This window comes from Dactylosporangium sp. NPDC049525 (assembly GCF_040676755.1).
Lineage (GTDB): Bacteria > Actinomycetota > Actinomycetes > Mycobacteriales > Micromonosporaceae > Dactylosporangium.
In genome coordinates, this window is the sequence record NZ_JBFAPO010000026.1 from 54,318 (window position 1) to 66,973 (window position 12,656).

At 71.6% G+C, this 12,656-nt stretch carries 13 protein-coding genes and 1 pseudogene; 8 read left to right on the forward strand and 6 right to left on the reverse strand.

All coding sequences use genetic code 11. The features are described 5' to 3' along the window. The first annotated feature begins 147 nt into the window (after positions 1 to 147). Genes AB0K00_RS31570 through AB0K00_RS31590 form a run of 5 tightly spaced genes read left to right on the forward strand, consistent with a single transcriptional unit; the run spans position 148 to position 5,021 of the window. Positions 148 to 2,541, forward strand: coding sequence for an intein-containing Rv2578c family radical SAM protein (locus AB0K00_RS31570; RefSeq protein ID WP_363527652.1), 2,394 nt, complete (start codon positions 148 to 150; stop codon positions 2,539 to 2,541). 45 nt (positions 2,542 to 2,586) lie between these two features. Beyond that, entirely contained in the window at positions 2,587 to 3,297 is a 711-nt protein-coding gene (locus AB0K00_RS31575; protein WP_363527655.1) for a hypothetical protein, read from the forward strand. Positions 3,298 to 3,328: 31 nt separating this feature from the next. After that, on the forward strand, positions 3,329 to 3,844 hold the full coding sequence (locus AB0K00_RS31580) for a potassium channel family protein (RefSeq protein WP_363527658.1): 516 nt from the start codon (positions 3,329 to 3,331) through the stop codon (positions 3,842 to 3,844). A 9-nt stretch (positions 3,845 to 3,853) separates the two neighbouring features. After that, positions 3,854 to 4,588: a hypothetical protein gene (locus AB0K00_RS31585; protein WP_363527661.1), complete on the forward strand. Its 735-nt coding sequence runs from the start codon at positions 3,854 to 3,856 to the stop codon at positions 4,586 to 4,588. Positions 4,589 to 4,607: 19 nt separating this feature from the next. Continuing rightward, positions 4,608 to 5,021 (forward strand): CoA-binding protein, encoded by a 414-nt coding sequence (locus tag AB0K00_RS31590; protein ID WP_363527664.1) that lies wholly within the window; start codon positions 4,608 to 4,610, stop codon positions 5,019 to 5,021. Here the strand turns inward: AB0K00_RS31590 and AB0K00_RS31595 are convergent. Next, positions 4,999 to 6,204: an acyl-CoA dehydrogenase family protein gene (locus AB0K00_RS31595; protein ID WP_363527667.1), complete on the reverse strand. Its 1,206-nt coding sequence runs from the start codon at positions 6,202 to 6,204 to the stop codon at positions 4,999 to 5,001. The two genes, AB0K00_RS31590 and AB0K00_RS31595, sit on opposite strands and share 23 nt — an antisense overlap. Positions 6,205 to 6,334: 130 nt before the next feature. Here AB0K00_RS31595 and AB0K00_RS31600 point away from each other — a divergent pair, with 130 nt between their 5' ends. Further along, entirely contained in the window at positions 6,335 to 6,538 is a 204-nt protein-coding gene (locus tag AB0K00_RS31600; RefSeq protein ID WP_363527670.1) for a DUF4190 domain-containing protein, read from the forward strand. 331 nt (positions 6,539 to 6,869) lie between these two features. Here the strand turns inward: AB0K00_RS31600 and AB0K00_RS31605 are convergent, their stop codons facing one another. Beyond that, complete coding sequence (locus AB0K00_RS31605; protein ID WP_363527673.1) at positions 6,870 to 7,784, reverse strand: SDR family NAD(P)-dependent oxidoreductase; 915 nt, start codon at positions 7,782 to 7,784, stop codon at positions 6,870 to 6,872. Positions 7,785 to 7,836: 52 nt separating this feature from the next. Further along, the gene (locus AB0K00_RS31610; RefSeq protein WP_363527675.1) at positions 7,837 to 8,778 is read right to left on the reverse strand and encodes a CoA ester lyase; all 942 of its coding nucleotides are present in this window, start codon (positions 8,776 to 8,778) and stop codon (positions 7,837 to 7,839) included. A gap of 55 nt (positions 8,779 to 8,833) precedes the next feature. Here AB0K00_RS31610 and AB0K00_RS31615 point away from each other — a divergent pair, with 55 nt between their 5' ends. Further along, positions 8,834 to 9,673: an SDR family NAD(P)-dependent oxidoreductase gene (locus AB0K00_RS31615; RefSeq protein ID WP_363527678.1), complete on the forward strand. Its 840-nt coding sequence runs from the start codon at positions 8,834 to 8,836 to the stop codon at positions 9,671 to 9,673. A 102-nt stretch (positions 9,674 to 9,775) separates the two neighbouring features. Here the strand turns inward: AB0K00_RS31615 and AB0K00_RS31620 are convergent, their stop codons facing one another. The 3 genes from AB0K00_RS31620 to AB0K00_RS31630 form a co-directional block, all read right to left on the reverse strand. After that, complete coding sequence (locus AB0K00_RS31620; RefSeq protein ID WP_363527681.1) at positions 9,776 to 10,258, reverse strand: hypothetical protein; 483 nt, start codon at positions 10,256 to 10,258, stop codon at positions 9,776 to 9,778. 64 nt (positions 10,259 to 10,322) lie between these two features. Then, a complete protein-coding gene (gene amrA, locus AB0K00_RS31625; RefSeq protein WP_363527684.1) occupies positions 10,323 to 10,895 on the reverse strand; it encodes an AmmeMemoRadiSam system protein A in 573 nt (190 codons plus the stop codon). Next, entirely contained in the window at positions 10,892 to 11,563 is a 672-nt protein-coding gene (locus AB0K00_RS31630; protein ID WP_363527687.1) for an HAD family hydrolase, read from the reverse strand. Before AB0K00_RS31630 ends, amrA begins: the two co-directional genes overlap by 4 nt. A 169-nt stretch (positions 11,564 to 11,732) precedes the next feature. Here AB0K00_RS31630 and AB0K00_RS31635 point away from each other — a divergent pair. Continuing rightward, a pseudogene (locus AB0K00_RS31635) lies at positions 11,733 to 12,593 on the forward strand (DMT family transporter); the annotation flags it as partial. Positions 12,594 to 12,656: the final 63 nt, after the last annotated feature.

Below are 12,656 nucleotides of genomic sequence, written 5' to 3' on the forward strand. Positions count from 1 at the left end.
ACCGCTGAGGCTTCGAAGGCTGCCGCCGCTCCGAAGACGGAGACCGCGGACGCCGAGCCGGCGGGGGTCACGGAGCGCGAGAACGCGGTCGGGGAAACCGTCGAGGCGTAGCTTGCGGTTCGTTCGTACGCGTGTTCGAATGAACCCGTGCGATGGGACAACCTGAAGGCGACTGGCCGTCCCGACACCGGTGACGCCGGGACAGTGCGAGCCCTGCCGCTCGCACTGCCCGGGGCCGTCGCCCGCACCTTCGACACCCCGGAGTTCCGCGGCGTCACGTTCTACGAGGTGCAGGCAAAGTCCCTGGTCAACCGAGTGCCGGGACAGTCACGTGTGCCGTTCGAATGGACGATCAACCCGTATCGGGGTTGCTCGCACGCGTGCGTCTACTGCCTCGCCGGCGACACCGCCATCCTCATGGCCGACGGCACCACCCGGCCACTCGCCGACCTGCGCACCGGTGACGCGATCATCGGCACCGTGCGCGACGGCCGGCTGCGCAAGTACGTTGCGACCACGGTCCTGGCGCACTGGTCGACCGTCAAACCGGCACACCGCGTCACCCTCCACGACGGCACGACACTGGTCGCGTCCGGCGATCACCGGTTCCTGTCCGACCGTGGCTGGAAGCACGTCACGGGCGCCCGGCACGGCCGCGCCCGCCGGCCGCACCTGACCACCGCCAACCGGCTCGCCGGCTTCGGCACCCTGCCCGAGCGGCCCGAGGAGTCCTCGGGTTACCGGCGGGGTTATCTCTGCGGGTTCGTGCACGGCGACGGTCACGTCGGCCCCGTCGCGCCCGCCGCACTGCGCCGGGCCCGCGACTACGCCACGGCGTGCGGCGGGCTGCACGCGATGGCCGCCGACGACCGCGAGTATGCGGGCGCCAGCGTCCGCGACGCGAGCGCCGTGCTCGACTGGCCCGCCGTGCCCACCCGCGCTTGGCGGCAGGGGTTCGTGGCCGGCCTGTTCGACGCCGCCGGCCAGCTCATCCCCGGCGACGCCGGGCTGCCCGCCTTCGACGTGGTCGACAAGGTCGTCGTCGACTGGCTGGTCGAGTGCCTGTCGGTGCTCGGGTTCGCCACCGTCACCGACGGCGCCCTGACCAGGGTGCTCGGCGGGGTGCGGGAGCGGCTGCGGTTCGGGCTGATGTTCGCCCCGGTCACGCCGACCGGCACCGTCGCCGGCGAGCTCGTCCGCGGCGACGACCGGCTGCGGGTGACTGCGATCGAGCCGCTCGGCGTCGACGTGCCGATGTTCGACATCACCACCGGCACCGGCGACTTCATCGCCGGCGGGGTCGTCAGCCACAACTGCTTCGCCCGCAACAGCCACACCTACCTGGACCTCGACGCCGGCCACGACTTCGACTCGCAGATCGTGGTCAAGGTCAACGCCGCGGAGGTGCTGCGCCGGGAGCTGGCCGCGCCGTCCTGGCCGGGCAGGCATCTGGCCATGGGCACCAACGTCGACTGCTACCAGCGCGCCGAGGGCCGTTACCGGCTGATGCCCGGCATCCTGGCCGCGCTGCGCGACCACGCCAACCCGTTCTCGATCCTCACCAAGGGCACCCTGATCGCCCGCGACCTCGACCTGCTGTCCCAGGCCGCGGCGGTGACGAGCGTCAGCGTGTCGATGTCGATCGGCTTCGTCGACGAGCCGCTGTGGCGGTCGGTGGAGCCGGGCACGCCCAGCCCCCGCCGCCGGCTCGACGTGGTGCGGCGCTTCGCCGACGCGGGGTTCGCGGTCGGCGTCCTCATGGCCCCGATCCTGCCCGGCCTCACCGACACCCCGGAGTCGATCGACGCGACCGTCGCCGCCCTCGCCGCCGCGGGTGCCGCCAGCGTCGTGCCGCTCGCGCTGCACCTGCGCCCGGGTGCGCGGGAGTGGTATCAGGCATGGCTGGCCCGCGAGCACCCGCACCTGGCCCCTCGCTACCGGCAGCTGTATGGCGACGGCGCGTATGCCGGGCAGGCGTATCAGCGGGAGGTCGCGGCCCGGGTCAGGCTCGCCTGCCGCCGCCACGGCCTGCCCACGGGCGGCATGGGCACCACCCGCCAGCCGTCCGCCGAGCCGGCACCGGCCACGTCTCTGACCACCCCAACACTCCCCCTCGATCTCACACCCCCGTCACCGCCGACAGCGCGACCCGCGACGACGAGGTCAGCAACGGCGAGGTCGGCGACGGCGGGATCGGCGACGGCGGGACTGGCAGCGGCGGACGGGAACGCACGCGCGACGCAGGCAACGAGCCCGGCGCACGCCACCAGCACGGCGCACGCCAGCGCACCTGACCTGGGCGTGCGGTCATTGCCGGACGCGAGCCCGGAGCCCGTCCCGCACGAATTCACCACTCGATCCACCCTGGCCACGAGCACGGCACTCACCGGCCCGGCGGCCGGCAGTTCAGCGAGCGGCGGGACGTCTGACCTGAGTGGACGGCACACGCCGGCGGGTGGAGCGGTCGCCGCGGGAGCGAAGCAGGGTGAGCGGGTGGGTGTACCACCTGCGGAAACCGTCGAACAGCTGTCGTTGCTGTGATCGGCGGTCAGGAAACCGTCAGCTAGCGTGCATAAGCTCGGTCGTATGCGTGCTCGTGCCGGTGACTTCCTGGTGCTCCTCGCGCCGACCGTCGTGGTCGGCGTGCTGGTGCCGGTCGTGACCAGAGACGACCCGAGTGCCTACGTGCCGATGCTGCTCGTGCTGCTGATCATCGCCACGATCGGCATCGCGTTCGGGTTGATCCTGCTGGCGCACACGACGCGGGGGCCGTCGACGTTCGCGATCGTGGTGTGGCGGGAGCAGGCGGCGTTCCGGGTGCAGCCCAACTTCCGCCGGCAGTGCGTGTTCTACGGGGTGCTCGGCGCGTCGCTGGTGCTGATGGCGTTCAACGGTTTCCGGGTCGGCCACCTGTCGGTCCTGCGCGCCATGTCCTACGGGATCATCGTCCTCACCTCGCTGTTCCTGCTGATCCTGTCGATCAGGATGCTGCGCAGCGGGCCGCTCGTCCTCACCGCCGAAGGGGTCGCGATCGACGGCGGGCGCTCGTTCGTGCCGTGGGACGCCCTCGACATCACGTCGGAGCCCGGCGCCTGGGCCGTCGGCAACCCGGAGCTGGTGCAAGGGCGGCGGGTGCGGGAGTTCCGGCCCGGCGAGGACGTGCCGCTGGAGGTCTCGCTGTACTTCCTGACCCGGGTCATCGACCTGTACGCGCGGCAGCCTGAGCGGCGCGGCGCGATCGGCACCCCGGAGGAGCTGGAGCGGCTCCGCGGCACGCTCACCCGGCAGGTCACCTGACCGTGCCCGCGTCGTGGGGCACGGTGGACCTGTGTGGATACCGGTCCGGCGGGCAGCGGTCACCTTTGTGGCCGCCGGCTGCGTCTACTACCTGATCCCCCTGCGACTGGTGCGCGCCGCCGAGGACTGGGCGCAGGTCGGCGCCGCGTTGGTCGCGTTCGCCGTGCTGGTCGCGGCGTTCAGCCGGCAGCTGGGGCGGCACCTGCACGGCGACGGGCGGGCGGACGTGCGCCTGGAGACGCTGCTCAATCTGCTGATTGTCGCCGTGTTGGCGTTTTCCCTGGGGTACCTGCTGCTGGCCGACCATGACGGCCAGTTCGTCGGCTTGGACACGAGAACCGATGCGTTGTACTTCACGCTGTCCACGCTCGCCACCGTCGGCTTCGGTGACGTGCACGCCGTCGGCCAGGCCGCCAGGGTCGCGGTCAGCGGACAGATCCTGTTCAACCTCGTGTACGTCGGCGCGGCGGTCGCGGTGTTCGGCAGCGCGATCCAGCGCAGACTCAGGCCTGAACGGGTGACGCAACCGGCGGACCGGGGTCCGTAGCGTATGGCCATGACCGCGCCGCGACGCAACCCGCTGAACTGGCTGTGGGTCGCCGTCCCGCCCGCCGTGACGCTGCTCGCCGGTGGCCTGCTGCTGGCGTTCGGCGGGCCGGCCGGCAGTCCGGTGCTGCTGCCGTTCGTGCTGGCCAACGTGGTCGTGCACGGCGCCAACTTCGCGGTCAACGAGCTGCGCCGCCGCGACGAGGCGCCGGCGCGTCCCGGGTGGGAGTTCCGCCGGCCGTTCCGCGAGGGCTGCGCCAGGGTCGGGCGGCTGCTCGCCGTCGCCTCGATGGTCCTCGTCCTGGCGCTGCTGGTGGACGCCGGGCCGGTGGTGGCGGCGGCCGCGCTTGCCGTTGCGGCCGCGTGCTTCACCAGTGGCGCGCGCGGGCTGATGCGGCTCGTCCGTGCCACACCCACCGTCCGCCTCACCGGCGACGGCGTGGTGGTCGGGCCACGCTCGTACGCCTGGGACACCGTCGAACGGGTCGAGCTCAACGGCGACCGGTGGCACCCGCGCGTCGACCTGCTGGTCGCCGGGCGGTCCCGGCCGGTGACGGTGCGACCGGAGGACGTCGACGGCAACCTGCTGTTCCTGCTCGACCTCATCGGCTACTACGTGGCGCACCCGGGGCGGCGGCCCTCGATCGGCTCGCCCGCCGAGGCGGTGCGGGTCCACGGGCTGCTGCTCGGCGCCCGGCTGTCCGCCGGTCTGGCCGGCGGCCCGACACCGATCCCTGCGGTGTAGCGCGAGCTACCGTTTGCGCATGCGCAGCGCCGAACAGATCCTGCGGGAATCCACCACCATCGCCGTCGTCGGGGCGTCGCGGGACCCGCGGAAGACCGCCCACGCGGTGCCACTGGCGATCCAGCGGCGCGGCTGGACGATCATCCCGGTCAACCCGTATGCCGATGAGATCTTCGGTGTGCGGGCGTACCGCAGCCTCGCCGACATCCCGGAGCCGGTCGACTTCGTCAACGTGTTCCGCCCGTCCCGGGACGCGACCCAGGTGGTGAAGGACGCGATCGCGATCGGCGCGCCCGCGGTCTGGCTGCAGCAGGACATCGTCTCGGCCGAGGGTCGCGCCCTCGCGGAGGCCGCCGGCTTGGACTACGTCGAGGACACCTGCATCGCGGTGGTCCGGGCGGTGCACGCGATCAACGGGCCCCGTATTCCTTGAGCAGCCCCCGGCTGATGATCGTCTTCTGGATCTCGCTGGTGCCCTCGCCGATGAGCAGGAACGGCGCCTCGCGCATGAGGCGCTCGATCTCGTACTCCTTGGAGTAGCCGTAGCCGCCGTGGATGCGGAACGACTCCTGGACGACCTCGGCGCAGTACTCGCTGGCCAGGAGCTTCGCCATGCCGGCCTCGACGTCGTTGCGCTGCCCCGCGTCCTTGAGCCGGGCCGCGTTGACCATCAGCGCGTGCGCGGCCTCGATCTTCGTGGCCATCTCCGCGAGCTTGAACGCGATCGCCTGGTGCTTGACCAGCGGCACGCCGAACGTCTGGCGTTGCTGCGCGTACGCGATCGCGAGCTCGAACGCGCGGATCGAGATCCCGCACGCCCGCGCCGCGACGTTGACCCGGCCGACCTCGATGCCGTCCATCATCTGGTAGAAGCCGCGACCTGCCTTGTCCGCGCCCCCGAGCACCGCGGTCTTCGGCACCCGGACGTCCTCGAGGACCATCTCGGTCGTCTCGACGCCCTTGTACCCCATCTTCTCGATCTTGCCGGGGATGGCGAGCCCGGGCAGCGCCTCGTTCTCCCCGAAGCCGGGCGTCTTCTCCAGCAGGAACGTGGTCATGTTGCCGTACACCGAGTCGGCGCCGAGGTCGGTCTTGACCAGCGTCGCGACGACGGAGGAGTACGCGCCGTTCGTCAGCCACATCTTCTGGCCGTTGATGACGTAGTCGTCCTGGTCGGCGACCGCCTTCGTGCGGATCGCGGCGACGTCGGACCCGCAGCCGGGCTCCGACATCGAGAACGCGCCGCGGACGTCACCGGCGGCCATCCGCGGCAGGAGGCTCGCCTTCTGCTCGGCCGACCCGTGCTGCGCGATCAGGTACGCCACGATGAAGTGCGTGTTGACGATGCCGGACACCGACATCCAGCCACGCGACAGTTGCTCCACGACCAGGGCGTAGGTCAGCAGCGACTCGCCGAGACCGCCGTGCTCCTCCGGGATGGTGAGCCCGAACAGGCCCATCTCGCGCATGCCGTCGACGATGTCCGCCGGGTAGACGTCGTCGTGCTCAAGATGCTGCGCGTGCGGGATGATCTCCTTGTCGACGAACTCCCGCACGGTCTCGAGGATCGACTGCTGCACATCGGTCAGACCGGGCGTCTGTGCGAGGCGGGCCATTGGTTGACCTCCATTGGTCAGCGGCGTCGCAAGGAGCGAAAGTTACCGGCGGGTATGCAGGCAGTATCCCGGCTCGCCCTGCTCCGGGCCAACGTGAGCGGCCCACACAGTGCTGTGAAATGGTTCTCAGGTGCGCTACAACAAGATGGCCGTCGCCGCCCTGGTCTGCGCGGTGCTGCTGCCGCCGTTCGGCATTCTGATGGGGCACATCGCATGGGCGCAGACGAGGCGTACGAACGAGCGCGGGCACGGACTGGCGCTGGCCGCTCTGGTGATCGGCTACGTCGAGCTGCTCGTGCTGTGCGGCGTGCCGATCGTGCTGCTCGGCTTCTGACCCGGGTCCAGTTGACCTTGGAAGATCCGACTGGTCATGGGCAGTCAGATCTTCCAAGGTCAATTGAGAGGCCCGCCCAGCCACCTGCCCGGTCCCGCCCGCCCCGGTCCCGCCCGCCCCGGTCCCGCCCGCCCCGGTCCCGCCCGCCCCGGTCGCGGCCGCAGGTCGCGTCGCGGCCGGCCACGGCCGCGGGCTTGTCGCGGCCGGAGGTCGCGGCTGCGTAACTGTCCGCGAAGGTGGCAGGGCCAGGGCCAGCGAAGCTGGGCCCCGGCCCGGTGCCTGGCGGGAGCGACGGTCCGGACCACCGCGGACCCGAGTCCGGACCTTGCTTTCAGCGGTACTGCGCCTCGCGGACGCTGTTGCCGCCGTCGATGACGAGCATCTGGCCGGTGATGTAGGAGGCGCCGGGCGAGCACAGGAACGCGATCGTGGCGGCCACCTCCTCGGGGGTGCCGGGTCGGCCCATGGGGGTGCCGAAGCCCTGCTTGAGCTCGACGAGCGTGGATGCGCCGGTGTGGATGATGCCAGGGGCGACCGCGTTGACGGTGATGCCGTCGGCGACGAGCTCCATCGCCAGGGCGCGGGTGAGACCGACGACGCCGGCCTTGGCGGCCGCGTAGCCGGCCTCGGCGGGCAGGGCGTTGACGGGGCCGGCGGTGGCGGCGAGGTTGACGATGCGGCCCCAGCCGTGTTCGGCCATGCCGCCGACGAAGGCGCGGCTGACCAGGAACGCGGTGGTGAGGTTGCGGTCGATCTCGGCGCGCCACTCCTCATAGGTGAGCTGGGCGACCGGGCGCAGGACCTCGGGGCTGGCCTTGCTCGCCAGGCCCGCGTTGTTGACGAGGATGTCGACGATGCCGACGGAGTCGAGGATCGCGTCGGCGAGCGCGCCGACCTCGGCCTCGACGGTGAGGTCGGCGACGAAGCCGGTGACGCCGAGCTCGGTCGCACGGTCGTGGATGCGGCGGGTGGTGGAGACGATGGCGACCGCGGCGCCCATCGACTTCAGCCGGCGGGCGGTGGCGTAGCCGATGCCGTCCGGGCTGCCGGCGCCGGTGACCAGCGCGACGCGGCCGTCGAGCCGGTCGGTCGCGGTGCTGCCCTCGTCCTCCGCGACCGGCTCTTCGGCGAGCTCAGGGCCGGTGGAAGGGACGGCCCGCAGGGTGCGGCGGGCCGAAGAGGGGCGGCTCGCGTCACGCCGGTTGCCTTTTCCGGCGGGACCGGTGGATCGTAGGTCGGGTGCCATAGGGCAAATCCTGCCTGCCCGAGCCACCCCCGGGCAATGCGACACGGATTTCTCAGGCCGGCGGGGTGAATGAGGTCGTGCGGGACATGCCCGCGGCGCGGCCCTTCGCGGAGATGACCAGGGCCATCTTGCGGGACGCCTCGTCGATCATCTCGTCGCCGAGCATGACGGCGCCGAGCTTGCCACCGGCCTCCGAGGTGAAGTGCTCGTATGCGTCGAGGATGAGCTCGGCGTGGTCGTAGTCGTCCTGGGCGGGCGAGTAGACCTCGTTGGCTGCGTCGATCTGGCCGGGGTGCAGGACCCACTTGCCGTCGAAGCCGAGCGCGGCGCTGCGGGTCGCGACTTCACGGAACGCCTCGACGTCGCGGATCTGCAGGAACGGCCCGTCGATCGCCTGCAGGTCGTGCATCCGGGCGGCCATGAGGATGCGCATGAGGATGTAGTGGTACGGGTCACCCGGGTATCCGGGGATGAGCCCACCGACCACGAGGGACTTCATGTTGATCGAGGCCATGAAGTCGGCGGGGCCGAAGATGATCGTCTCGATGCGTGGCGACGCCTGCGCGATCGCGTCGACGTTGACCAGGCCGGCCGCGTTCTCGATCTGCGCCTCGATGCCGATCCTGCCGACCTCGAAGCCCATCGTCTTCTCGATCTGGGTGAGCGTCAGGTCCAGCCACTCGATCTGCCCCGCGGACTGGACCTTCGGCAGCATGATGCAGTCGAGATTCTGCCCGGCACCCTCGACGACCTCGACGACGTCGCGGTACGTCCACGGCGTGGTCAGGTCGTTGACCCGCACGACCCGGGCCTTGCCGCCCCAGTCGCCGTCGTTGAGCGCGGCCACGATGTTCTTGCGCGCGTCCGGCTTCGCCAGGGGCGCGACGGCGTCCTCCAGGTCGAGAAAGACCTGGTCGGCGGGGAGTCCTTGAGCCTTGTCGAGCATCTTGACGCTCGAGCCCGGAACGGCGAGGCAGGACCGGCGAGGACGCATGGCGGTGCTCCTTAGTGAGCATTAAGGGGGACCTACGTCACGGTAACCTCGTCGCGTGATTGCGCAGAACGCCCCTGTGGGAGATCTCACCGGCCGCACCGTGGTGGTCACCGGTGCGAGTTCCGGGATCGGCCTGGCCGCATCCATCGACATGGCCCGGCGAGGGGCGCACGTGGTCCTGGTCGGCCGCGACCCGGGCCGGCTGACCGCGGCGGTCGCGCAGGTGGAGGCCGCCGGTGGGCGTACGCCTCCGGCGTACCGGGCCGACTTCGCCCGCCTCGACGACGTGCACGTGCTGGTGGATCACCTGCGGCAGCGGTACCAGCGCATCGACGTCCTCGCGAACAACGCCGGCGGCGTGGTGGCCGGGCACTCCCGGACCGTCGACGGCTTCGAACCGACGATCCAGTCCAACCACCTGGCCGGGTTCCTGCTGAGCAACCTGCTGCGGGAGCAGCTGCGCAACGGCCGGATCATCAACACCGCCTCGGCCGCGCACACGATGGGCAGCATCGACCCGTCGGACCTGCGCGGGGAGCACAAGGCGGGGATGTGGAAGCGGTACAGCGCGGCGAAGCAGGCGAACATCCTCTTCGCGGCGGAGGCAGCCCGCCGGTGGCCCGACATCATGTCGGCGAGCTACCACCCGGGGTTCGTGCGGAGCCGGTTCGGCGCGGGCATCGGGGTGAACCTGATGACGAAGGTGACACCGTTCGCGAAGACGCCGGAGCAGGGCGCGGACACGCTGGTCTGGCTGGTGGCGACGCCTCGGCCGCAGCTGGTGTCGGGCGGATATTACGAGAAGCGGAAACCGATCCGGCCGAACGCGCAGGCCGAGGACGCCCGGCTGGCAGCCCAGCTGTGGGAGGCAAGCATGACGGCGGTCGGCTTCTGAACCACGCTGGGCTGACTGGCGCTGCGGTGGGCGCTGGCGCGGCTGGGCTGGCGGCGTTGGCGCTGTGGAGCCTGGTTGAGGTCAGCGGAGCCCGGGCCGGTGTCAGCGGCGGGCGTTGCGGACCTTGTGCAGGCGAAACGGCCGCTTCGGCAGCCTGGTCGCCGGTGACGGCTTCGGTGGCGCGGCCTGCGAGTCCTCGGGCAGCGGCACCAGCGGCGCGCCGTCGACCGGGGTGAGGCGGCTGACCACGCACTCGGCGGCCCACCGGTTCGCGAGGTCGGCGCTGCCGTTGAGGCGCTTTCCGGCCAGCTGCGGCACGAGCTCCGCCCACGCCTCGCCGGCCGGGTCGAGGGTCTCCACCGTTGCGGTCCAGGTGACGATCCGCCCGCCGTGGTCGCCGCGCAGCGTGACCTCGGCCGTGTCCGAGCCGGCGAGCCCGGGCGCGGCCTGCTCGCCGGGACCGCTCGCGACCAGCAGCGACCCGCCGAGCCACGCGCACCAGACCAGGTAGGACGGGCCGGCGCCGGGTACGGCGAGCCAGGCGACTGCGGCCTTCTTGGCGGCCTCTTCGACCAGCGGTTCCACGCACACCATCCAATCACAACAGGGTCACGGCGAGCAGATCACAACGAGCGGCGCCGCCAGCGGATCACAACGGGAGGCGGGGCGAGCGGTCCTGGAACTCGGTCGAGCCGTACGCCAGCGCCCGCATCCCGGCCGGCCACGCGCTCCACCCGCCCTTGCGCAGCAGCGCGTCGGCGAACTGTTCAGCCGAGGGCAGCTTGGCCCACACCGACGGCAGGAACGTGGCCCGGCGGGTGCCGTCGGTCAGGATCAGCCCGTGTACGTGCGGCACCAAGGCTTCCAGCAGCTCTTCCCGGGTGCCGGCGGGCAGGTCCGCGGGACGGTCGAGGACGGAGACCTTCACGTCGAGCTCGGGCCAGTCCGCGGCGGTGACGGGTGGGACCCGCGGGTCGCGCATCGCGCGGAAGGCGTTGTGGACGACGTCGTGGTGCAGCGGCCGGATCGCCTCCAGGGTGCCCACGCAGCCGCGGAGGGTGCCGGCGCGTTCCAGGGTGACGAACGAGGCGCCGTCGGCGCGCACCGGGCCCGACGCGGGTAGGTGGGCGGTGAGGCGTTCGCCGGACAGCCGCGCGCGGACGGCGCGCGCCGCGAGTCCGGCGAGCAGCCGTCCATCCATCGGCGACAATGGCGCCGTCACCAGTTCAGCATAGGCGCGCCGATCGCCACGGGCAGCGGCATGCGACCGGCGACCAGGTCGGGGATCTCGTCGAGGCTGGTGATGCGGGCGCCGTCCCAGTCGAGGTCGGCGTGGAACGTGAGGTGTCCGCCGAGGTCGGGCGCGTCGAGCTGGACGGCGGTGATCCCGAAGCGGCGGGCGCCGGTCAGTTCGTTGCCGCCGCCGTCGCCGACGTACAGGCATGCCTCGGGGTGGATGCCGAGCCGTTCGCAGGCGGTCCGGTACATCGCCGGGTGCGGTTTGGAGTGCCCGACGTGGGAGGAGTAGACGCCGACGTCGAAGAGGCGGCCGATCGGCGTGCCCGGCAGCATCGCCGGCAGTTCGAACCAGCAGTCGCTCACGACGGCGGTCCGCACGCCGCGTTCGCGCAGCAGGCGGAGCACGGGTTCGGTCTCGGGACGTGGTGGCGAGTCCTGCTGGAGCGAGGCGATCCGCAGGTCGGCGGCTTCGCGCAGGCGGGCTGGGCTGGGCTCGACGCCGAGTTCGCCGCAGAGCGCCCGAAGGCCGGCTAAGAGACTGCCGTAGGCACCTTTGGCGCGGGCGTCGAAGGTACGGTCCATCAGCGCGAGCCACGCGCCGGGGTCGACGCCGAGGATCTCCGCGGTCCGGCGGTGCCCGTCGCCACGCACGACGGCGGTTGTGCAGGTATTGAAGTAGTCAAAAAGGACAGCGCTAAACACCGTTCGGCCCTCCGGGCATCGTCCGAAAGTATGAATGCAGACCGCTTCGGTCTACTGCCACGGACGGCTGCCCGGTGTCGGATCCCAGACAATTTTCACAGAGTGACAACATCGGCTTATGCGTCAGACCGGACTGCCCGCCATCGTCGCGCTGGCCGTCGCGATCGTCGCGGTCTCGTCGTCGGCGCCGCTGATCGCCTACGCGGCCGCGCCCGCGCTCGCGATCGCCTTCTGGCGCAACCTGCTGGGGGTCGCCGCGATCGCCCCGGTCGCGATCGCCGTGCGCCGCGACGAGTTCCGTTCGAAGGTCCTCGGCGCCAGCGTCCTGTCCGGCGTCTGCCTCGCCGTGCACTTCGCGACGTGGGTGCCCAGCGCGAAGCTGACCAGCGTCGCGATGTCCGTCGCGCTGGTCAGCACCACGCCGATCTGGACCTCGTTGATCAGCGCCATCCGCGGCATCCGGGTCCCGGGTAGCACCTGGGCCGGGGTGGGCGTGGCCGTCCTCGGCGTCGCGCTGGCCACCGGCGCGGACCCTGACCTGTCCGGCCGGGCGCTGCTCGGCGACGCGCTCGCGCTCATCGGGGGGATCGCGGCCGCCGGGTACACGCTGCTCGGCGCGCACGCCCGCGGGTCGATCGCGACCAGCACCTACGCGACCGTCTGCTACTCGATCTGCGCGGTCGTGCTCGGGCTCGCCTGCCTGCTCGGCGGGCAGGACCTGACCGGTTACCCGGCGCAGACGTGGCTGGCGCTCGCGGCGATGACGGTCGGGCCGCAACTGCTCGGCCACACCCTGATCAACTACGCCCTGCGTCGCGTACCGCCGACCACCGTCGCGGTGCTGCTCCTGCTGGAGGTGCCCGGGGCGTTGCTGCTGGCCTGGCTGATGCTGGACCAGCTGCCGGCGTCGCAGACGCTGCCCGGGATCGCGCTGCTGCTCGCCGGAGTCACGATCGTCGTGCTCGGCAGCCGCCGAGCACGACCTGCCGACGCCGAGGCGCCCGCAAAGAACACCGAGACGCCCACAAAGAGCGCGTCCGCA

Excerpts from the sequence above, each read along its gene's own strand:
- AB0K00_RS31610 (WP_363527675.1), bottom strand. The coding sequence starts at position 8,778 with ATGCGTCCTCGCCGGTCCTGCCTCGCCGTTCCGGGCTCGAGCGTCAAG.
- AB0K00_RS31605 (WP_363527673.1), bottom strand. The coding sequence starts at position 7,784 with ATGGCACCCGACCTACGATCCACCGGTCCCGCCGGAAAAGGCAACCGG.
- AB0K00_RS31575 (WP_363527655.1), top strand. The coding sequence starts at position 2,587 with ATGCGTGCTCGTGCCGGTGACTTCCTGGTGCTCCTCGCGCCGACCGTC.
- AB0K00_RS31585 (WP_363527661.1), top strand. The coding sequence starts at position 3,854 with ATGACCGCGCCGCGACGCAACCCGCTGAACTGGCTGTGGGTCGCCGTC.
- AB0K00_RS31595 (WP_363527667.1), bottom strand. The coding sequence starts at position 6,204 with ATGGCCCGCCTCGCACAGACGCCCGGTCTGACCGATGTGCAGCAGTCG.
- AB0K00_RS31590 (WP_363527664.1), top strand. The coding sequence starts at position 4,608 with ATGCGCAGCGCCGAACAGATCCTGCGGGAATCCACCACCATCGCCGTC.